The organism is Streptomyces sp. NPDC051976 (assembly GCF_040680795.1).
Classification (GTDB): Bacteria; Actinomycetota; Actinomycetes; order Streptomycetales; family Streptomycetaceae; genus Actinacidiphila.
The window spans coordinates 56,700-76,114 of the sequence record NZ_JBFAXL010000001.1; the positions used below are offsets into that span (position 1 = coordinate 56,700).

Annotated in this window: 16 protein-coding genes; 12 read left to right on the forward strand and 4 right to left on the reverse strand. The window is 71.9% G+C overall.

Annotated features, from left to right (window positions below; all coding sequences use genetic code 11):
- Positions 1-194 precede the first annotated feature (194 nt).
- The 11 genes from AB0M29_RS00290 (at position 195) to AB0M29_RS00340 (ending at position 13,063) form a co-directional block, all read left to right on the forward strand.
- A complete protein-coding gene (locus AB0M29_RS00290; RefSeq protein WP_365376713.1) occupies positions 195-1,853 on the forward strand; it encodes a fumarate hydratase in 1,659 nt (552 codons plus the stop codon).
- Between the two features lie 85 nt (positions 1,854-1,938).
- A complete protein-coding gene (locus AB0M29_RS00295; RefSeq protein ID WP_365376715.1) occupies positions 1,939-3,324 on the forward strand; it encodes a class II fumarate hydratase in 1,386 nt (461 codons plus the stop codon).
- A 23-nt stretch (positions 3,325-3,347) separates the two neighbouring features.
- A complete protein-coding gene (locus AB0M29_RS00300) occupies positions 3,348-4,022 on the forward strand; it encodes a DUF402 domain-containing protein (protein ID WP_365376718.1) in 675 nt (224 codons plus the stop codon).
- Positions 4,023-4,194: 172 nt separating this feature from the next.
- Positions 4,195-4,860 (forward strand): class I SAM-dependent methyltransferase, encoded by a 666-nt coding sequence (locus AB0M29_RS00305; protein WP_365376720.1) that lies wholly within the window; start codon positions 4,195-4,197, stop codon positions 4,858-4,860.
- Between the two features lie 56 nt (positions 4,861-4,916).
- Positions 4,917-7,103, forward strand: a complete 2,187-nt coding sequence (locus tag AB0M29_RS00310) for a SpoIIE family protein phosphatase (protein ID WP_365376722.1) — start codon at positions 4,917-4,919, stop codon at positions 7,101-7,103.
- 302 nt (positions 7,104-7,405) lie between these two features.
- Positions 7,406-8,368: an SPFH domain-containing protein gene (locus AB0M29_RS00315; RefSeq protein ID WP_365376725.1), complete on the forward strand. Its 963-nt coding sequence runs from the start codon at positions 7,406-7,408 to the stop codon at positions 8,366-8,368.
- A 41-nt stretch (positions 8,369-8,409) separates the two neighbouring features.
- The gene (locus tag AB0M29_RS00320) at positions 8,410-8,649 is read left to right on the forward strand and encodes a hypothetical protein (RefSeq protein WP_365376728.1); all 240 of its coding nucleotides are present in this window, start codon (positions 8,410-8,412) and stop codon (positions 8,647-8,649) included.
- A 67-nt stretch (positions 8,650-8,716) separates the two neighbouring features.
- Positions 8,717-9,241, forward strand: a complete 525-nt coding sequence (locus tag AB0M29_RS00325) for a PadR family transcriptional regulator (protein WP_365376730.1) — start codon at positions 8,717-8,719, stop codon at positions 9,239-9,241.
- Complete coding sequence (locus AB0M29_RS00330) at positions 9,238-9,939, forward strand: ABC transporter ATP-binding protein (RefSeq protein WP_365376733.1); 702 nt, start codon at positions 9,238-9,240, stop codon at positions 9,937-9,939. Before AB0M29_RS00325 ends, AB0M29_RS00330 begins: the two co-directional genes overlap by 4 nt.
- Positions 9,936-12,338 (forward strand): ABC transporter permease, encoded by a 2,403-nt coding sequence (locus AB0M29_RS00335; RefSeq protein ID WP_365376736.1) that lies wholly within the window; start codon positions 9,936-9,938, stop codon positions 12,336-12,338. Before AB0M29_RS00330 ends, AB0M29_RS00335 begins: the two co-directional genes overlap by 4 nt.
- Positions 12,339-12,478: 140 nt before the next feature.
- Positions 12,479-13,063, forward strand: coding sequence for a carboxymuconolactone decarboxylase family protein (locus AB0M29_RS00340; protein ID WP_365376738.1), 585 nt, complete (start codon positions 12,479-12,481; stop codon positions 13,061-13,063).
- Here the strand turns inward: AB0M29_RS00340 and AB0M29_RS00345 are convergent.
- The 4 genes from AB0M29_RS00345 to AB0M29_RS00360 all read right to left on the reverse strand — a co-directional run bounded on the left by AB0M29_RS00345 (position 13,043) and on the right by AB0M29_RS00360 (position 18,218).
- Positions 13,043-14,593: an AI-2E family transporter gene (locus AB0M29_RS00345; RefSeq protein WP_365376741.1), complete on the reverse strand. Its 1,551-nt coding sequence runs from the start codon at positions 14,591-14,593 to the stop codon at positions 13,043-13,045. The two genes, AB0M29_RS00340 and AB0M29_RS00345, sit on opposite strands and share 21 nt — an antisense overlap.
- Before the next feature lie 185 nt (positions 14,594-14,778).
- Positions 14,779-15,459, reverse strand: a complete 681-nt coding sequence (locus tag AB0M29_RS00350) for a transglycosylase SLT domain-containing protein (RefSeq protein ID WP_365376743.1) — start codon at positions 15,457-15,459, stop codon at positions 14,779-14,781.
- A gap of 439 nt (positions 15,460-15,898) precedes the next feature.
- Positions 15,899-17,218 (reverse strand): PhoH family protein, encoded by a 1,320-nt coding sequence (locus AB0M29_RS00355; protein ID WP_365376745.1) that lies wholly within the window; start codon positions 17,216-17,218, stop codon positions 15,899-15,901.
- Positions 17,219-17,456: 238 nt separating this feature from the next.
- Positions 17,457-18,218: an isoprenyl transferase gene (locus tag AB0M29_RS00360; protein WP_365376748.1), complete on the reverse strand. Its 762-nt coding sequence runs from the start codon at positions 18,216-18,218 to the stop codon at positions 17,457-17,459.
- 110 nt (positions 18,219-18,328) lie between these two features.
- On the opposite strand from AB0M29_RS00360, the gene mgrA reads away from it, so the two are divergent.
- Positions 18,329-19,372, forward strand: a complete 1,044-nt coding sequence (mgrA, locus tag AB0M29_RS00365) for an L-glyceraldehyde 3-phosphate reductase (protein ID WP_365376750.1) — start codon at positions 18,329-18,331, stop codon at positions 19,370-19,372.
- The last annotated feature ends 43 nt before the right edge of the window (positions 19,373-19,415 follow it).

A 19,415-nucleotide genomic window follows, 5' to 3' on the forward strand; every position in this document is an offset into this window, starting at 1 on the left:
ACGCGATAGATCGCGACTACCCCGGAATCCGACCGGGTCGGCCCCTAGGGGACGGAGAACCGGCCACCCCGGCACGGAGAGGAGGCATGAGAGGAAGGGGTGGGGTGAGCCGGACCTCACACCATGGCGGGGCGCCGGACGTTCTACGCTTGATGCGCTTCAGCGACGACGCAGCCGAGTGAGGAATGCCACTTATGCCCGAGTTTGTCTATACGGATCTGCTTCCCCTCGGCGAGGACACCACCCCGTACCGCAAGATCACCTCGGAGGGCGTGAGCACCTTCGAGGCCGACGGCCGCACCTTCCTCAAGGTCGAGCCCGAGGCGCTGCGGCTGCTCGCCGCCGAGGCGATGCACGACATCTCGCACTACCTGCGCCCGGCCCACCTCGCGCAGCTGCGCCGGATCCTCGACGACCCGCAGGCCAGCCCCAACGACCGCTTCGTGGCGCTCGACCTGCTGAAGAACGCCAACATCGCCGCGGCCGGCGTGCTGCCGATGTGCCAGGACACCGGCACCGCGATCGTGATGGGCAAGCGCGGCCAGCAGGTGCTGACCTCCGGCGGCGACGAGGCGGCGCTCTCGCGCGGCATCTACGACGCCTACACCAAGCTCAACCTGCGCTACTCGCAGATGGCCCCGCTGACCATGTGGGACGAGAAGAACACCGGCTCCAACCTGCCCGCCCAGATCGAGCTGTACGCGACCGACGGCGGCGCGTACAAGTTCCTCTTCATGGCCAAGGGCGGCGGCAGCGCCAACAAGTCCTTCCTCTACCAGGAGACGAAGGCGGTGCTGAACGAGGCGTCGATGATGACGTTCCTGGAGCAGAAGATCCGCTCGCTCGGTACGGCCGCCTGCCCGCCGTACCACCTGGCCATCGTGGTCGGCGGCACCAGCGCCGAGTACGCGCTGAAGACCGCCAAGTACGCCTCCGCGCACTACCTGGACGAGCTGCCCGCCGAGGGCTCGGCCGCCGGGCACGGCTTCCGCGACAAGGACCTGGAGCAGAAGGTCTTCGAGCTGACCCAGCGGATCGGCATCGGCGCGCAGTTCGGCGGCAAGTACTTCTGCCACGACGTGCGGGTGGTCCGGCTGCCCCGGCACGGCGCGTCCTGCCCGGTGGCGATCGCGGTGTCCTGCTCGGCCGACCGGCAGGCGCTGGCGAAGATCACCCCCGAGGGCGTCTTCCTGGAGCAGCTGGAGACCGACCCGGCGCGCTTCCTGCCCGAGACCACCGACGAGCACCTCGCCGACGACGACGTGGTCAGGGTCGACCTGAACCGGCCGATGGACGAGATCCGCGCCGAGCTGTCGAAGTACCCGGTCAAGACCCGGCTGTCGCTGTCGGGGCCGCTGGTGGTGGCCCGCGACATCGCGCACGCCAAGATCAAGGAGCGGCTGGACGCGGGCGAGGGCATGCCGCAGTACCTGCGCGACCACGCCGTCTACTACGCGGGCCCGGCGAAGACCCCCGAGGGATACGCCTCCGGCTCCTTCGGCCCCACCACCGCGGGCCGGATGGACGCGTACGTGGAGCAGTTCCAGGCGGCGGGCGGCTCGTTCGTGATGCTCGCCAAGGGCAACCGCTCCCAGCAGGTCACCGACGCCTGCCGGGCGCACGGCGGCTTCTACCTCGGCTCGATCGGCGGCCCCGCGGCCCGGCTCGCGCAGGACTGCATCAAGAAGGTCGACGTCCTGGAGTACGCGGAGCTGGGCATGGAGGCGGTCTGGAAGATCGAGGTCGAGGACTTCCCGGCGTTCGTCGTCGTGGACGACAAGGGCAACGACTTCTTCACCGACCCGGCCCCGGCCCCCACCTTCACCAGCATCCCGCTGCGCCCGGGGGCCTGACCCGGTCGCGGCACCCGGCCTGCCGTGCCCCCGCAGTGCCCCGCCCGGAGGGAACAAACCTCCCGGGCGGGGCACTGTAGGAGGTATGGACGAGTACCGGATCGAGCACGACTCGATGGGCGAGGTGAAGGTGCCCGCCGACGCGAAGTGGCGGGCGCAGACGCAGCGGGCGGTGGAGAACTTCCCCATCTCCGGGCAGCGCATCGAGCGGGCGCACATCGCCGCCCTGGCGCGGATCAAGGCCGCCGCGGCGAAGGTCAATGCCGAGCTGGGCGTGGTGGACAAGGACATGGCCGAGGCGATCCAGGAGGCCGCCGCCGAGGTCGCCGACGGCCGCTGGGACGCGCACTTCCCCATCGACGTCTTCCAGACCGGCTCGGGCACCTCGTCCAACATGAACGCCAACGAGGTGATCGCCACCCTGGCCACCGAGCGGCTCGGCCGCGAGGTGCACCCCAACGACCATGTGAACGCCTCGCAGTCGTCCAACGACGTCTTCCCCTCTTCCATCCACATCGCGGCCACCGCGGCGGTCACCGGCGACCTGATCCCGGCGCTCACCCATCTGGCGGAGTCGCTGGAGCGCAAGGCCGCGGAGTTCTCGACCGTGGTGAAGGCCGGGCGCACCCATCTGATGGACGCCACACCGGTCACCCTGGGCCAGGAGTTCAGCGGGTACGCGGCGCAGGTGCGGTACGGCGTCGAGCGGCTGCGGGCGTCGCTGCCGCGGCTGGCGGAGCTGCCGCTGGGCGGCACCGCGGTCGGCACCGGCATCAACACCCCGCTCGGCTTCCCCGCCGCGGTGATCGCCGAAGTGGCCAGGACCACCGGGCTGCCGCTGACCGAGGCGCGCAACCACTTCGAGGCGCAGGGCGCCCGCGACGCCGTCGTGGAGACCTCGGGTCAGCTCCGTACGATCGCGGTCGGGCTGACGAAGATCGCCAACGACCTGCGCTGGATGTCGTCGGGCCCGCGCACCGGGCTCGCCGAGATCAGCCTGCCCGACCTGCAGCCCGGCTCGTCGATCATGCCGGGGAAGGTGAATCCGGTCATCCCCGAGGCGGTGCTGATGGTGGCCGCGCAGGTGACGGGGAACGACACCGCGGTCGCGGTGGCGGGCGCCGCGGGCAACTTCGAGCTGAACGTGATGCTGCCGGTGATCGGCCGCAACATCCTGGAGTCGGTCCGGCTGCTGGCCAACGTCACCCGGCTGCTCGCGGACCGTACCGTCGACGGGATCACCGCCCACGCCGAGCGGGCCCGCGAGTACGCCGAGTCGTCACCGTCCGTGGTCACCCCGCTGAACAAGTACCTCGGCTACGAGGAGGCCGCGAAGGTCGCCAAGCGCGCGCTGGCCGAGCGCAAGACCATCCGCCAGGTGGTCGTCGAGGGCGGTTACGTGGAGCGCGGGGTGCTGTCCGAAACGCAGCTCGACGCCGCGCTCGACGTGCTGCGGATGACACATCCGTAACACCCGGTCCGTAGGCTCCCTTCATGACAGCCGAAGCCGACCTCTCGATCCGTGACAGGCAGGACCGCTACTGGGCGCCGGGCGACCAGCTGCTGTGGCGGTACCGCGGCAACGGTACGGACGCGGTGCACATCTGCCGTCCGGTGACCGTGGTGCGGGACGACGCGGAGCTGCTCGCGGTGTGGATGGCGCCCGGCACGGAGTGTGTGCGGCCGGTGATGGCGGACGGCACGCCGATCCACCACACCCCGCTGACCAGCAGATACGTCAATCCGAGGGCCACCGAGGTGGTGCCCTGGCGGGGGACGGGCGTGCTGAAACTGGTACGGCCGGGAGAGCCGTGGTCGGTGTGGCTCTTCTGGGAGCAGGGCTGGCGGTTCAAGAGCTGGTATGTGAACCTGGAGGAGCCTCAGCGCCGCTGGTCGGGCGGGGTGGACTCGGAGGACCACTTCCTGGACATCACCGTCCATCCGGACCGCTCCTGGCGTTGGCTCGACGAGGACGAGTTCGCCCAGGCGCAGGCCGATGGACTGATGTCCCGGGACCTGGCCGCACGGGTCCGGCAGGCCGGTCAGCGCGCGGCGGGGGTGATCCGCACCTGGGGACCACCGTTCCGCGACCACTGGCAGGACTGGCGGCCCGATCCGGCCTGGCCGGTGCCCGCGCTCCCGGCGGACTGGGATCGCCCGGCTCGGTGACGGAGGAGTGATCCGCCGAGCCGCTTGTTGCGCCGCCGACCGTCAACCGTAGGATCGTGCTCCGCAGCACTGCACAATTGCCAATCGCGGCCTAGAGTTTGACGCCACGTCACAGCAGACGCCGGATCCCGTCGGCGTCCCGACCCGAAGCAGTCCAGGGAGGCCCGGAGCAGTGGGAACCGGCGGCTACGAGCACATAGAGCGCGATCGCACCGGTCAGGCCGAGGCGTTCGACGCGATCGGCGACCGGTACGACGAGGCGTTCCCGCACAAGGAAGGCCAGATCGCGGCGGGCGCGTGGCTCATCGAGTCGCTGCCTGCGGGTGCCAGGGTGCTCGACCTCGGCTGCGGTACGGGACTGCCGACCGCGTTGCAGCTCACCGACGCGGGACTCCAGGTGACCGGCGTCGACCTCTCCGCCGGCATGCTCGCCCAGGCCCGGGCCAACGTGCCGGGCGCCGCCTTCGTCCGCGCCGACATCGGCGACCTGATCGAGGGCGGTCCGCTGGCCACCGGGAGCTTCCAGGCCGTCGCCGCCTTCTTCTCACTCCTGATGCTGCCGCGGCCGGAGATCCCGTACGCTCTACGGGCCATCGGTGACCTGCTGGAGCCCGGCGGGTTGCTCACCCTGTCGATGGTGGAAGCCGACGTGGATGACATGTCGATTCCGTTCCTCGGTCACACGATCCGGGTATCCGGTTATCTACGGGACGAACTGCTCCAAGTCGTCAGGGACGCGGGCTTCGAGGTGATCAAGGAGGATTCGTACGCCTACGCCCCGGCGAGCATAGATGTGCCGCCGGAGGAGCAGATCTTCCTCTCCTGCCGACGCGCCTGACCAGGCCCGACCCGCCGCGGCCAGCGCGTGGCGCACAGACGGATGGAACGACTCGCGTGACCACGGACCCGCCCCGCCCACCCAGGACCCCCGCCGCGCCGCCACCGGACCCGCGCGGTGCCTTCGGCGTGCCCGACGGCCTGCCCGAGCGGCGCCAGGACGGCCCGGCCGCCGCCCAGGAGCTGCCCCGCTCGGCCCGCGACTTCGAGTCCGGCCGCGAGTCCGGCCGCGCCGGTCTGTCCGCGCGCAGCGGCGCCGCCGCCGCCGCGGGCACCCCGCCGCGCCCCGGTGGCGCCCGGCCGCACGACGAGAGCGAGAGCGAGCCGCCGGCGGAGGCACAGGTGCCGCCGCTGCCGCCGATTCCCTCGCACGGGTCCGGGTGGACACCGGCGGGCAGTGGTGAGGGTGAGTCGTTGACGTCGTTCGTGAGCACACCGCCGCGCGGGACTCCGCTGGAGGCCGCCGGGCACCCCGGTGACGAGGACTCGGTGGGGATGCGGATCCCGATGCCCGTACAGACCGGGCCCGAGGCCGACCGGCTGCGCTACGTCGGGGCCGCCACCCGGCGGATCGCCCGCGGCCTCGACCTGGACGAGATCCTGCTGGGCCTGTGCCGCTCGGCGGTGCCCGCCTTCGCCGACGCCATCCTGGTCTATCTGCGCGACCCGCTGCCGGTGGGCGACGAGCGCCCCTCGGGGCCGCTGCGGCTGCGGCTGCGCCGCTCGGACGGCAGCCTGGAGGGCCCGGCCGACCCGTCGGCCACCGACCCGGTCGGCTCGGGGCTGCTGCTGCCCGCCCTGGAGTCGGCGTACGGCGGCGCCGGAGACACCATCGGCGTCCTGCTGGACGGGCCGCTCGCCGAGGTGCTGCGCGGGGTGCGGCCGGTCTTCGCGGACTCGCCGCGGGCCGCCGACGCGCTGGCGGAGCTGCTGGGCCAGCCCGGCGGCCAGGACGAGCCGCTGCCCGGCCTGCCGACCGGACGGCGGGCGCTGCTGGCCCCGCTGCGCGGCCGCCGCCGGGTGATCGGCGCCGCGGTGCTGCTGCGGCGCGCCGACCGGCCGCCGTTCGAGCCGGACGACCTGCTGGTGGCCGCCCAGCTCGCCACCCACACCGCGCTCGGCGTCGACAAGGCCGTGCTGTACGGGCGCGAGGCGTACATCGCCGACGCGCTGCAGCGCGAGATGCTGCCCGACTCGCTGCCGCAGCCCACCGGTGTGCAGCTCGCCAGCCGCTATCTGCCCGCGGCGGAGTCCGCCCGGGTCGGCGGCGACTGGTACGACGCGATCCCGCTGCCGGGCAGCCGGGTGGCGCTGGTGGTCGGCGACGTCATGGGCCACTCGATGACCTCGGCGGCGATCATGGGCCAGCTCCGTACCACCGTCCAGACGCTGGCCGGACTCGACCTGGCGCCGCAGGAAGTGCTCTACCACCTGGACGAGCAGGCCCAGCGGCTCGGCCAGGACCGGATGGCGACCTGCGTCTACGCCGTCTACGACCCGATCGCGCACCGCCTGGTGGTGGCGAACGCGGGCCATCCGCCGCCCATCCTGCTGCACGCCGACGGCCTCGCCGAGGTGCTGCGGGTGCCGCCGGGCGCGCCGATCGGCGTCGGCGGGGTGCCGTTCGAGGCGGTGGAGCTGCCCGCTCCCGCCGGGGCGACGCTGCTGCTGTACACCGACGGCCTGGTGGAGTCCCGCAGCCGGGACGTGTGGGGCGGCATCGAGCTGCTGCGTGAGCGGCTGCACGACGCGGCGACCGTGGTGTCGCCGCCGCCGCTGGAACCGCTGTGCGACGAGGTGCTGGAGATACTCGGCCCCGGCGACCGGGACGACGACATCGCGCTGCTGGCCGCCCGCTTCGACGGGATCGCGCCGAGCGACGTCGCCTACTGGTTCCTGGAACCGCAGCCCCAGACCCCGGGCCGGGCCCGGCGGCTGGTCCGCCAGGCGCTGCGCCGCTGGGACCTGGAGGACCAGCTGGAGGCGGCCGAGCTGCTGGTCAGCGAGATCGTCACCAACGCGGTGCGGTACGCGGAACGGCCGATCACCCTGCGGCTGCTCCGTACCGACGTGCTGCGCTGCGAGGTCGGCGACGACGCCCCGCTGCTGCCCCGGATGCGCCACGCGGCCCCCGAGGAGGAGGGCGGGCGCGGCCTGTACCTCGTCAACCGGATGGCGCAGCGCTGGGGCGCGACCCGGCTGGGCGCGGGCAAGGTGGTCTGGTTCGAGCTGCCGATAGCGTGACCGTACGGTCGCTCGGCGTGCCGAGGGGCACGTTCGGTGCGACTGTGGGAACGCGGCGGAACGGACCCGCCGCGACCTGACGGAAGCGGCGGCGTACGCAGAGCGCAGCCCCGGAGCACGTGATCATCTCCCGTGCCCCGGGGCTGCATCGCGTTCCGCCGCGGATGCTGCTTCCGGTTCCGGTTCCGGTTCTGTCCACGATCGCGCGCGACACGGCCCTGTGCACCCGTCGGATTAATGTGCTATCACTTTGATAGACGCCCGCTCCTGCGGGACAGCACATCACGAACGGGGGAGCCGTCATGAGCGACAGCCACCACACATCCGCCCCGGAGCCCGGCCCGTTGGCCGACCTGCCCGAGATGCCCGCGCCGCGCGTGCAGGAGCGGCGCGCGCTCGGCATGCCGGGCCTGCCCTTCCTGCTGATCGCCCTGGTGGTGGTGCTCGGCGGCGTGGCGCTCGCGGTGGCGGGCGGTGTGCGGGCCAAGGACCACCACGGCGCCGCGAGCGCGGTGATGATCGTGGCCGGGGCGTTCATCGTGGTCGGCGCGCTCATCACCCTGTTCGGCCTCACCCAGGTCGCCCCCGGCGAGGCCCGGGTCTGCCAGCTCTTCGGCCGCTACCAGGGCACCATCCGGCAGGACGGCCTGCGCTGGGTGAACCCCTTCACCAGCCGCCGCAAGATCTCCACCCGGCTGCGGAACCACGAGACGGCCGTGCTGAAGGTCAATGACGCCTACGGCAACCCGATCGAGCTGGCGGCCGTGGTCGTCTGGCAGGTCAGGGACACCGCGCAGGCGGTCTTCGAGGTGGACGACTTCGTGCAGTTCATCGCGATCCAGACCGACACCGCCGTCCGCCACATCGCGACCAACTACCCGTACGACGCCCATGACGGCGAGGCGCTGTCGCTGCGCGGGAACTCCGAGGAGATCACCGAGCGGCTGTCCTCGGAGATCTCCGCGCGGGTCGAGTCGGCCGGGGTGACGGTCATCGAGTCGCGCTTCACCCACCTCGCCTACGCGGCCGAGATCGCCTCGGCGATGCTCCAGCGGCAGCAGGCGGGCGCGATCGTGGCGGCCCGGCAGACCATCGTGGACGGCGCGGTCGGCATGGTCGAGTCGGCGCTCTCGCGGATCGCCGAGCAGGGCATCGTCGAGCTGGACGAGGAGCGCAAGGCGTCCATGGTGAGCAACCTTCTCGTGGTGCTCTGCGGCGACCGGGCCGCCCAGCCGGTACTGAACACGGGCACCCTTTACCAGTGACGGACCACCAGTGACGGACCTCCAGCGACGGAGCCGCTGACGTGACACAGTCGCGCCCCCCGCGCAAGCAGGTGCTGCTGCGGCTCGACCCCGCCGTCCACGACGCCCTCGCGGCGTGGGCGGCGGGCGAGCTGCGCAGCACCAACGCGCAGATCGAGTTCCTGCTGCGGCGGGCGCTGTCCGAGGCGGGCCGGCTGCCCGCCGCGGCGCGCCCGATCCCGCGCCGCGGCCGCCCCCAGAAGGCGGACGCGTCGGCCGAGCCGCCCGAAGAGCCCGCCTGACCTGCGGCGATGCAATATTCACCATGGGTATACACGTGATGTATACCCATGGTGTACTGTGCACGGCATGTCAATCGGCCACACCCTGCTCGGACTTCTGGAGTCCGGCCCGCGCCACGGCTACGACCTCAAGCGCGCCTTCGACGAACGCTTCGGACACGACCGGCCTCTCGCGTACGGGCAGGTCTACTCGACGATGGCCAGGCTGCTGAAGAACGGCCTGGTCGAGGTCGACGGCATAGAACCCGGCGGCGGCCCCGAGCGGAAGCGGTACGCCATCACCGACGCGGGCATCACCGACGTCGAGACCTGGCTCGCGCAGCCGGAGAAGCCCGAGCCGTATCTGCAGACGACCCTCTACACCAAGGTCGTCCTCGCGCTGCTCACCGGCCGCCCCGCGGCCGATCTGCTGGACACCCAGCGCGCCGAGCACCTGCGGCTGATGCGCGACCTCACCCGCCGCAAGGCGTCGGGCGACCTCGCCGACCAGCTCATCTGCGACCACGCGCTCTTCCACCTGGAGGCGGACCTGCGCTGGCTGGAGCTGACCGCGGCCCGGCTCGACCAGCTCGCCGCGGAGGTGACCGCATGACCGCGACCCCCGACAGCCGTCCCGAGCCGCTGCTCGTGGCGACCGCGCTGCGCAAGGCGTACGGCCCGACCCCGGCGCTCGACGGCGCCGACTTCACCATCCGCTCCGGCGAGGTGGTCGCGGTCATGGGCCCCTCCGGCTCGGGCAAGTCGACGCTGCTGCACTGCCTGGCGGGCATCGTGCGGGCCGACTCCGGTGAAGTCCGCTACCGGGGACACGAGTTGAGCCGGATGTCCGACGCGGAGCGTAGCGCGCTGCGCCGTACCGACTTCGGTTTCGTCTTCCAGTTCGGCCAGCTCGTACCCGAGTTGACCTGTCTGGAGAACGTGGCGATGCCGATGCGGCTGGCCGGTGCCAGACGCCGGGCCGCCGAGGCGCAGGCAGCCGAGTGGCTGGAGCGGCTGGAGGTCGGCGACAGCGCGGGCAAGCGGCCGGGCGAGGTCTCCGGCGGCCAGGGCCAGCGCGTCGCGGTGGCCCGCGCCCTGGTCGGCGGCCCCCGGGTGATCTTCGCCGACGAGCCGACCGGCGCGCTCGACTCGCTCAACGGCGAGCGGGTGATGCGGCTGCTGACCGACGCGGCACGCGACACCGGCGCCGCCGTCGTCCTGGTCACCCACGAGCCGCGGGTGGCCGCCTACTCCGACCGGGAGGTCGTCGTGCGGGACGGGAAGTCGCGCGACATGGAGCGGGTCGCGTGAGCGGCCACGCACCCGGCCGTAGCACCGAACCCGGCGCGGACCTGCGCACCTGGGCACGCGATCTGGCCCTGGGGGCGCGGTTCGCGGCGGGCGGCGGACGCGAGGGCTGGACCCGTACGATCCTCACCGCCGTCGGCGTCAGGCTCGGGGTGGCGCTGCTGCTGCTGGCCGCCGCCGTCCCGGAGATGATGACCGTACGGGACCAGAAGCGGGTGGCCCGCGACACCATCTCGACGGGCTATCTCGCCAAGCCCACGGCGAGCACCCTGCTGATGGCCGACGCGAGCACCATCTACCACTCCAAGGCCGTCAGCGGCACGTTGCTGCACGGCGAGGGCCCCGCGTCCCAGCCGCCGCCCGGGGTGGCACATCTGCCGGGCGACGGCGACATGGTGGTCTCCCCCGCGCTGCGCAAGCTGCTGCGCTCCTCGCCGCTGCTGCGCGAACGCCTCCCGTACAAGGACACCGGCACCATCGGCCAGGCCGGGCTGATGGGCCCGGCCGAGCTGGTGTACTACGCGGGCAGCGGCCATCTGACGGCCCGCGACCAGAGTTACGCCCACGGCAACGCCGACCGGGTGGCCGGCTGGGGCCACAAGAGCAACTCCGATGTGATGGGCCCGGTCCTGGACCTGCTGCTGATCATCATGCTGGTGGTGCTGCTGCTGCCGGTCGCGGTGTTCATCGGCACCGCGGTACGGCTCGGCGGTGAGCGGCGCGACCGGCGGCTGGCGGCGCTGCGGCTGGTCGGCGCCGACATCCGGATGACCCGCAGGATCGCGGCGGGCGAGGCGCTGCTCGGCTCGCTGCTGGGGCTCGCGCTGGGCGGGGTGTTCTTCTTCCTCGGCCGCCAGCTCGCCTCCCAGGTCACCATCCGCGACATCAGCGCCTTCCCGTCCGACATGACGCCCAACCTGGCGCTGGCCGCGCTGATCGTGGCGGCCGTGCCGCTGGCGGCGGTCGGGGTGACGATGATCAGCCTGCGCGGCACCGCCATCGAACCGCTCGGCGTGGTCCGCCAGGGCATCGGCCGCAGGCGCCGCCTGTGGTGGCGGCTGGCCATCCCGGTCGTCGGACTCGCCCTGCTGGCACCGCTGTTCGGGACGGTGCGCGGCGACGCGCGGGTGAACCCGTACCAGATCGCCGCCGGCGCGGTGCTGCTGCTGATCGGCGTCACCGCGGTGCTGCCGTGGATCGTGGAGTCCGTCGTCGGGCGGATGCGCGGCGGGCCGGTCTCCTGGCAGCTCGCCACCCGCAGGCTCCAGTTGAACAGCAGCGCGTCCGCACGGATGGTCAGCGGCGTCACCGTCGCGGTGGCCGGTGCGATCGCCCTGCAGATGCTCTTCGCGGGCGTCAACGGCGACTTCGTGAAGTCCACCGGCGCCGACTCCACCCGCGCCCAGGCGACCGTCACCGCGGACGTGAGCGACGCCCGCCAGACACCGCGGTACGTGGCCCGGCTGAAGGCGACGCGGGGGGTGACGCAGGCGCTCGGCTACGTCGGCTCCCGCGCCACCCAGCCGAACGCGAGCACCCTCAAGAGCGACGCGAACCTCGCCTACATCCCGCTGACCGTGGGCGACTGCGCCACCCTGCGGCAGCTGGCCCGGATCTCCGCCTGCTCGCCGGGCAGCGTCTTCATCGTCCCGTCAGGCAACGGCGAGGGCTTCGACGCCGACATCTCCACGTACGCCAGACCGGGCCACCAGCTCGACCTCAACCCGCCCAACGGCGACGCGTACACCGGCAGGCCCCGGCTCTGGACCGTCCCGGCGAACGCGCGCACCGTCACCCCGCGGACCGACCCGATGGGCGACCACGAGTTCGGCGTCTTCATCACGCCGGAGGCGGTGGACGCCGGGCTGCTGAACGCGCCGACGGCGACCGTCTTCGTGAGCGTCGACCCGAAGCAGCCGGAGGCGCTGGAGTACGTCCGCAACACGGCCGCGTCGATCAGCCCGTTCGCCGGGACCCACACCGTCGACGACTTCCGCACCGCCACCCGGTACACGCAGATCCGCCGCGGCTTGTTCGCGGGGGCGGCCCTCACGATGGGGCTGATCGGCGCGAGCCTGCTGGTGTCGATGCTGGAGCAGTTGCGCGACCGCAAGAAGCTGCTCGCGGTGCTGGTGGCGTTCGGCACCCGCCGTACCGCGCTGGCCTGGTCGGTGCTGTGGCAGACCGCGATCCCGGTGGTCCTCGGCCTGTGCATCGCCGCCGTGGGCGGGGTGGGCCTCGGGGCGGCGCTGCTCGCCATGGTCGGCCGCGGCCTGCGGCCCGACTGGACGGTGGTCGCCGGGATGTGCGGCATCGGCGCCGCGGTGGTCTTCGCAGTGACGCTGCTCAGCCTGCCGCCACTGTGGCGGCTGATGCGGCCGGACGGCCTGCGGACCGAGTGACACGTGGTGGCGGAATCGGACGCCCGCCCGCCCTCCGCCCGGAGGTCGGGCGGGTGCCCCGATTCCGCGACCGGTACCCCCTGTGGCAGGGTGAACGGCGTCGGCACCGGGCCCAGCGAGCGCAGGAGAGTGAGCCACCGATGTCCCTCGACAGCCTGACGTCCGCGCTGCCGGAGTACGCGAAGGACCTGCGCCTCAATCTCGCCGCGGTGGCCACCACCTCGCGCCTGTCCGAGCAGCAGCTCTGGGGCACCCTGCTGGTCACCGCGATCGCCTCCCGTTCCTCGCGAGTGCTGGCCGAACTGGCCCCCGAGGCCCGCGCGCGGCTGTCCCCCGCGGCCTACACCGCGGCCAGGAGCACGGCGGCCACGATGGCGCTCAACAACGTCTTCTTCCGCACCCGCCACCTGCTGTCGGAACCCTGCTACGGCACCCTCCGTACCGGGCTGCGGATGAACGTCCTCGGCGACCCCGGCGTCCCGAAGACCGACCACGAGCTCTGGTGCGTCGCCGTCTCCGCGATCAACGCCTGCGGCGCCTGCCTGGACGCCCACGAGACCGTCCTGCGCACCTCGGGGGTACCCGCGGAGACGATCCAGGAGGCGTTCCGGGTCGCGGCCGTCGTCCAGGCGGCGGCAGCCACCCTGGACGCCGAGGCGGTGCTGACGGAGGCGGCGCCGGACGGGCCCGAGGACGCCGCGCACTCAGGGCTTCAGGCTCCCTGACGACAAGGGCGCGCTGAGCTGGGCGCTGGGCTCGTCCGGGGAGTCCGCCGCATCGGTGGAACCGGCGGCATCCGTGGAGCCGGCGGCATCCGTGGAGCCGGCGGCGGCGTGGTCCGGCGGCGACGGCGCCACGGCGGCCGGGACGAGCGGTACGGCCGCGGCGACCGCCGCGGCCTCCCGGGCGGCGGCGGTCTCCTTGGCGTGGGACCGCAGATAGCCGACGACGGTGTTGCCGACCGCCACCAGCGGCACGGCGGTGACCGCGCCGCCGATCCCGGCGATCATCGAGCCCGCGGCGACGGAGAGCACCACGGCCAGCGGGTGCACCCGTACCGCACGGCCGAGGATGAACGGCTGCAGGATGTGGCCCTCGATCTGCTGCACCGCGAGCACCACGACCAGCACCATCAGCGCGGTGAACGGCCCCTGGGTGACCAGCGCGACCACCACCGCGATGAAGCCCGAGGTGACCGCGCCGACCAGCGGCACGAAGGACGACAGGAAGATCACCACGGCCAGCGGCACGGCCATCGGGACGCCGAGGAAGAAGATGCCGACGCCGATGAAGATGGCGTCGATGAGGGCCACTATGACGGTGCCCCGCACATAGAGGGTGAGGGTCCGCCAGGCGCGCGGACCGGCGCCCGCGAGGCCGTCCCTGGCCGCCTCGGGGAAGAGCTTCAGCACCCAGTTCCAGATGTTGGGGCCGTCGTAGAGCAGGAAGAGCGTGCTGAACATCGCCAGCAGCATGCCGGTCAGCAGCTCGACGATGACGGTGACACCCTGGAGCCCGGCGTCGGTCAGCGCCTTGGTGTTGGAGCCGATGGCGTCCTGGAGGTTCTTGGCGACCTGGTTGATCTGGTCGTCGGTGACATGGAAGGGGCTGTTCAGCAGCCACTTCTTGCCCTCGTTCACACCGTCCTGGAGGCTGCTGGACAGGTTGTCGATGTTGTCCATCACCTGCCAGACGACGAACCAGCCGACCAGCCCGATGAGGATGAAGCCGCCGATGAAGACCAGCGCGGTGGCGAAACCGCGCGGCACCCCCATCCGCTTCAGCCGGGCGACGAAGGGCTGCAGCAGCGCGGTGATCAGCAGCGCCGCCACGAAGGCGAGCACCACGAGCTGGACGGCGCCGATCACCCGCATCAGCACCCAGACGGTGCCGGCCAGCACCAGCAGCCGCCAGCCGATCTCGGCGCCGACCCGCATGCTCCACGGCACGACGGCGACCGGGTCCGGCTGCGGCCCGACCGTACGCTGCGCGGGCAGGGACACCGGGACCGCCGCCTCGGCCACCGCGGCGGCGGGCGCGGGTACGGCTACGGGAGAGGCGGGCGGCAGATCGATGACGGGTGCGGGGGTGGCAGCAGGGGCCGGGGAGTCCGCCGCGGGCTCGGGGGCAGGGGTCTCCACCGCCGCGCCGGTACCCCGGCTGGCGTTCACGGTGGCCTGCCGCTCGTCCAGCCGCCCGGCCAGATCGGCCAGCCCGGCGGCCAGCGCGGCGCTCCAATGGCGCTTTTCCGGCATTGCTCTCCCCTGACCCGTCGGCCGTCGGTGGACCTGCTGAGGATGACGACGTTACCTGGGAGGAAGGTTGCCTCCCGCATCTTCCGGTACATCATCCGTCGACGGGCACGCGAGAACCCCCGGCCCAGCGGGGCTCGGGGGTTCTCGAAAGGCTGGGTGCGCGCGGGGATCCGCGCGGCGACGGCCTAGTAGTTGTGGTGGACCTGCCAGTAGTCCCACGCACCGCACGGGCTGCCGTAGCGGTTGTTCATGTAGTTCAGGCCCCACTTTATCTGCGTGGCCGGATTGGTCCGCCAGTCGGAGGCGACCGACGCCATCTTGTCCCCGGGGTTGGACTGCACCAGGCCGTACGCGCCCGAGGAGGGGTTCGTCGCCGTGTAGTCCCAGCCGCTCTCGCGGGTCACGATGTTGGAGAAGCAGGCGAACTGGCTGCTGCCCACGATCTGCTTCGCCATCGCCTGGACCTGGGCGATGGTGTAGTGGCTCTGCACGGGGAAGGTCGCCCGTGTGTCACCGCGGCTCGCGGTGGCCTCGTCGCGCAGCTTCTTGGCCTTGGCCGCCGCGTCGTCCGCCGCCTTCTTCTTGGCGGCGGCGTCCTTGGCCGCCTGGACGCGCGCGGTCTGCTCGGCGGTCTGCCTGGCCGTCGCGTCAGCGGCGTCCGACTGCGCCTGCACCTGCTCGGTCAGCGAAGCCTGCTGCGCTTGCTGTCCGGCGGGAATGTCCGCGAGGAGGGTCGTCGTGCCCGCGGCTTCGACAGGCTCGGAAGAGCCCTGGTCGGCGCCCGACGCGACGCCTACGACGGCGCCCACAGTGGTGACCGCAGTGGCCGAAGCCACCGCGAGTCCCCGGACCGAGATCCGGCTCACACGGTTTCCTTCCAGCATCGCCCGCTTGGTGACCTCACGGACGAAATCGTGCCCCTGGCGCGGTCCCCCTCATCCGGTCCGCCGTACGGGCCGGTCGGTCACGGGGGTACTGGCCCGGTGCGAACTCCCGTAAGGGTTCCGCGTGGTGCTCGGGCGGCTCATGGCGGTCGATGTGGAGTTTGCGGTCGTGCTGAACCCACACCCGGGGGTGTAGGCGTGCCATGAGCGGGGCCTGACAGCCTCACACCCTGCCGTACGCGGACGCCGCGCGGCAATTTCCTCCTGAGTGGCAAAGCTCACATGCTGCGGAGAGCCACAAATCCGCGCGCCAACCCCCGGGAAACGCTAGGCTGCTGCGCCCTTCGAGCGGGACGCAGCAGCCTCAACTCACGCTATTGTTCGGCAAATCGGGACATCTGACCAGCGGCACCCGCCGCGGTCACGCCCCGTTGTCCTCCAGCATCTCGGTGACCAGAGCGGCGATCGGTGAACGCTCGGAACGGTTGAGCGTCACATGGGCGAAGAGCGGATGGCCCTTCAGCTTCTCCACGACCGCCACCACGCCGTCGTACCGCCCCACGCGCAGGTTGTCGCGCTGGGCCACGTCGTGGGTGAGCACCACGCGTGAGCCGGCGCCGATCCGCGACAGCACGGTCAGCAGCACATTGCGCTCCAGCGACTGCGCCTCGTCGACGATCACGAAGGCGTCGTGCAGCGAACGGCCCCTGATGTGGGTCAGCGGCAGCACCTCGAGCATGCCGCGGGCCACGACCTCCTCGATGACCTCCTTGGTCGTCACCGCCGACAGCGTGTCGAAGACGGCCTGAGCCCACGGGCTCATCTTCTCCGCCTCGCTGCCCGGCAGATAGCCCAGCTCCTGCCCGCCGACCGCGTACAGCGGCCGGAAGACCATCACCTTGCGGTGCTGGCGGCGCTCCAGGACCGCCTCCAGGCCCGCGCAGAGCGCCAGGGCCGACTTGCCCGTGCCCGCGCGGCCGCCCATCGAGACGATGCCGACCTCGGGGTCGAGCAGCAGGTCGAGCGCGATCCGCTGCTCGGCGCTGCGGCCGTGGATGCCGAACGCCTCGCGGTCGCCGCGCACCAGGCGGACCCGGCCGTCCGGGGTGACCCGGCCGAGCGCCTTGCCGCGCTCCGACTGGAGCACCAGCCCGGTGTGGACCGGCAGGTCGGCGGCCTCGGGGAGGTCCACGGTCTCCTGGGCGAAGAGCGCGTCCACCTCCTCCGCGCTCACCAGCAGTTCCTCCATTCCCGTCCAGCCCGAGGTGATCGCCAGCTCGGCCCGGTACTCCTCGGCCAGCAGGCCGACCGAGGACGCCTTCACCCGCAGCGGCAGGTCCTTGGAGACGACGGTGACGTCGTACCCCTCGGCCTGCAGGTTGCGGGCGACCGCCAGGATGCGCGAGTCGTTGTCACCGAGCCGGAAGCCCGCGGGGAGCACCCCGGGGTCCGAGTGGTTGAGTTCGACCCGGAGCGTGCCGCCGACGTCGCCGATCGGGATCGGTGCGTCGAGGCGGCCGTAGCGGATCCGGAACTCGTCGAGCAGCCGCAACGCCTGGCGGGCGAAGTAGCCGAGTTCCGGATGGTGGCGCTTGGCCTCCAACTCCGTCACCACGACGACCGGCAGCACCACTTCGTGCTCGTCGAACCGGGTGAGGGCATTGGGGTCTGCGAGCAGCACGCTGGTGTCGAGTACGTACGTGCGCCGGTCGTGATCACGGCGATTCTTGCTGGTCACCACGTGTGGACGAACCCCCTCGGGAGAGGTCGAACTGCGGTACCGGCAACCATGGGCTGGATGCCGGTCTGCCAGTGGTATGCCCTGGAAATCCCGAACCCATGCGAGTGCATATGACAGTCATCCGACGGTCATCGGCCGGACACTGACCGCTCACCAGCCATTGGGCGGCACAATCGGGCCGCGGCCCCCTGGCCGAAACCGGGCCGTGCCCCTTGCGCGGGCGGCCCGGGGCGGGTTCTCAGGCGCCGTAGCGCCGGTGCCGGGCGGCGTAGTCGCGCAGCGCGCGCAGGAAGTCGATCTTCCGGAACGCGGGCCAGAAGACCTCGCAGAAGTAGTACTCCGAGTGGGCGCTCTGCCAGAGCATGAATCCCGACAGCCGCTGCTCGCCCGAGGTCCGGATCACCAGGTCCGGGTCGGGCTGGCCGCGGGTGTAGAGGTGCTCGGAGATGTGCTCCACGTCCAGGATCTCGGCGAGGTCCTCGATGGAGGTGCCGCGCCCGGCGTGCTCGTGCAGCAGGGAGCGTACGGCGTCGGCGATCTCCTGGCGGCCGCCGTAGCCGACCGCCACGTTCACCAGGATGCCGCCGATGCCGTCGGTGGCCTGCTCGGCCTCCTTGAGCACCGACTGGGTGTGCGAGGGCAGCAGGTCCATCGTGCCCACATGGTGCACCCGCCAGCGGCCGGTGGCGGCGAGTTCGGTGACGGCGTCCTCGATGATGCCGAGCAGCGGGACGAGCTGGTCGGCCGGGCGGTCCAGGTTGTCCGTGGACAGCAGCCACAGCGTGACGACCTCGACGCCGGTCTCCTCGCACCAGCCCAGCATCTCGGCGATCTTGTCGGCGCCCGCGCGGTGGCCCTCCTCGGGGCTGCCGCCCGACGCCTTCGCCCAGCGGCGGTTCCCGTCCAGGATCACCCCGATGTGCTTGGGGCCCTGCGCGGTATCGAGTCGGCGTTCCACCCTGCGGGAGTACAGCCCGTACACCAGGTCGCGCAGATTCATCGCGTACCAGCCCCTCCTGCGTTGTCGCCGCCCGCCACACTACTGCGCGGCGGGGTTCCCGGACGAACCGGGGAGGCGGGGCCGACACCCCCGCGTGATAAGTAGAGAGCGTGAATATTCGTACCCTTTACCGCGCCGCCGACGAGCGCTACGACAGCATGGAGTACCGCCGCACCGGCCGCAGCGGGCTCAAGCTCCCGGCCGTCTCCCTCGGTCTCTGGCACAACTTCGGTGACGACCGGACCCTCGACTCGCAGCGGGCGATCCTGCGCCGCGCGTTCGACCTCGGCGTCACCCACTTCGACCTCGCGAACAACTACGGCCCGCCCTACGGGGCCGCGGAGGCCAACTTCGGCACCCTCTTCGCCCAGGACTTCCGCCCTTACCGGGACGAGCTGGTCATCTCCACCAAGGCGGGCTACGACATGTGGCCCGGCCCGTACGGCGAGTGGGGCTCGCGCAAGTACCTGCTCTCCTCGCTCGACCAGTCGCTTACCCGGATGGGGCTCGACTACGTCGACATCTTCTACTCGCACCGTTTCGACCCCGAGACGCCGCTGGAGGAGACGATGGGCGCGCTGGCGTCCGCCGTCCGGCAGGGCAAGGCGCTCTACGTGGGCATCTCCTCCTACGGCCCCGACCGCACCCGTGAGGCGGCCCGCATCCTGCGGGAGATGGGCGTGCCCGCGCTCATCCACCAGCCGTCGTACTCAATGATCAACCGCTGGATCGAGGACGACGGTCTGCTCGACGTCCTCGACGAGGAGGGCATGGGCTGCATCGGCTTCGTGCCGCTGGCCCAGGGGCTGCTGACCGACCGCTATCTCCACGGGGTGCCCGAGGGGTCGCGCGCGGCCCAGGGCAAGTCGCTCGACCCGGGCCTGGTCAACGACGAGACGATCGCCCGGCTGCGCGCCCTCAACGACGTGGCCGCCGCCCGCGGCCAGTCGCTGGCCCAGCTCGCCCTGACCTGGGTGCTGCGCGACCCCCGCGTCACCTCCGCCCTGATCGGCGCCTCCTCGGTCGCCCAGCTGGAGGCCAACGTGGCCGCGGTGGGCGCGGCGCCGCTGACCGCGGAGGAGCTCGCCGAGATCGACCGGCACGCGGTGGAGCCGGAGGGCGTGAACCTCTGGTCGGTGAGCAGCGAGGCGTAAGCGTTTACGGCTGATCTCCGAGCGCTGCGGGCCGGCGGGGCTG

Bases quoted from the DNA above. Each gene is read 5' to 3' on its own strand.
- AB0M29_RS00290 (WP_365376713.1), top strand. From the start codon at position 195: ATGCCCGAGTTTGTCTATACGGATCTGCTTCCCCTCGGCGAGGACACC.
- AB0M29_RS00295 (WP_365376715.1), top strand. From the start codon at position 1,939: ATGGACGAGTACCGGATCGAGCACGACTCGATGGGCGAGGTGAAGGTG.
- AB0M29_RS00345 (WP_365376741.1), bottom strand. From the start codon at position 14,593: ATGCCGGAAAAGCGCCATTGGAGCGCCGCGCTGGCCGCCGGGCTGGCC.
- AB0M29_RS00330 (WP_365376733.1), top strand. From the start codon at position 9,238: ATGACCGCGACCCCCGACAGCCGTCCCGAGCCGCTGCTCGTGGCGACC.
- AB0M29_RS00325 (WP_365376730.1), top strand. From the start codon at position 8,717: ATGTCAATCGGCCACACCCTGCTCGGACTTCTGGAGTCCGGCCCGCGC.
- AB0M29_RS00360 (WP_365376748.1), bottom strand. From the start codon at position 18,218: ATGAATCTGCGCGACCTGGTGTACGGGCTGTACTCCCGCAGGGTGGAA.
- AB0M29_RS00300 (WP_365376718.1), top strand. From the start codon at position 3,348: ATGACAGCCGAAGCCGACCTCTCGATCCGTGACAGGCAGGACCGCTAC.
- AB0M29_RS00340 (WP_365376738.1), top strand. From the start codon at position 12,479: ATGTCCCTCGACAGCCTGACGTCCGCGCTGCCGGAGTACGCGAAGGAC.
- AB0M29_RS00315 (WP_365376725.1), top strand. From the start codon at position 7,406: ATGAGCGACAGCCACCACACATCCGCCCCGGAGCCCGGCCCGTTGGCC.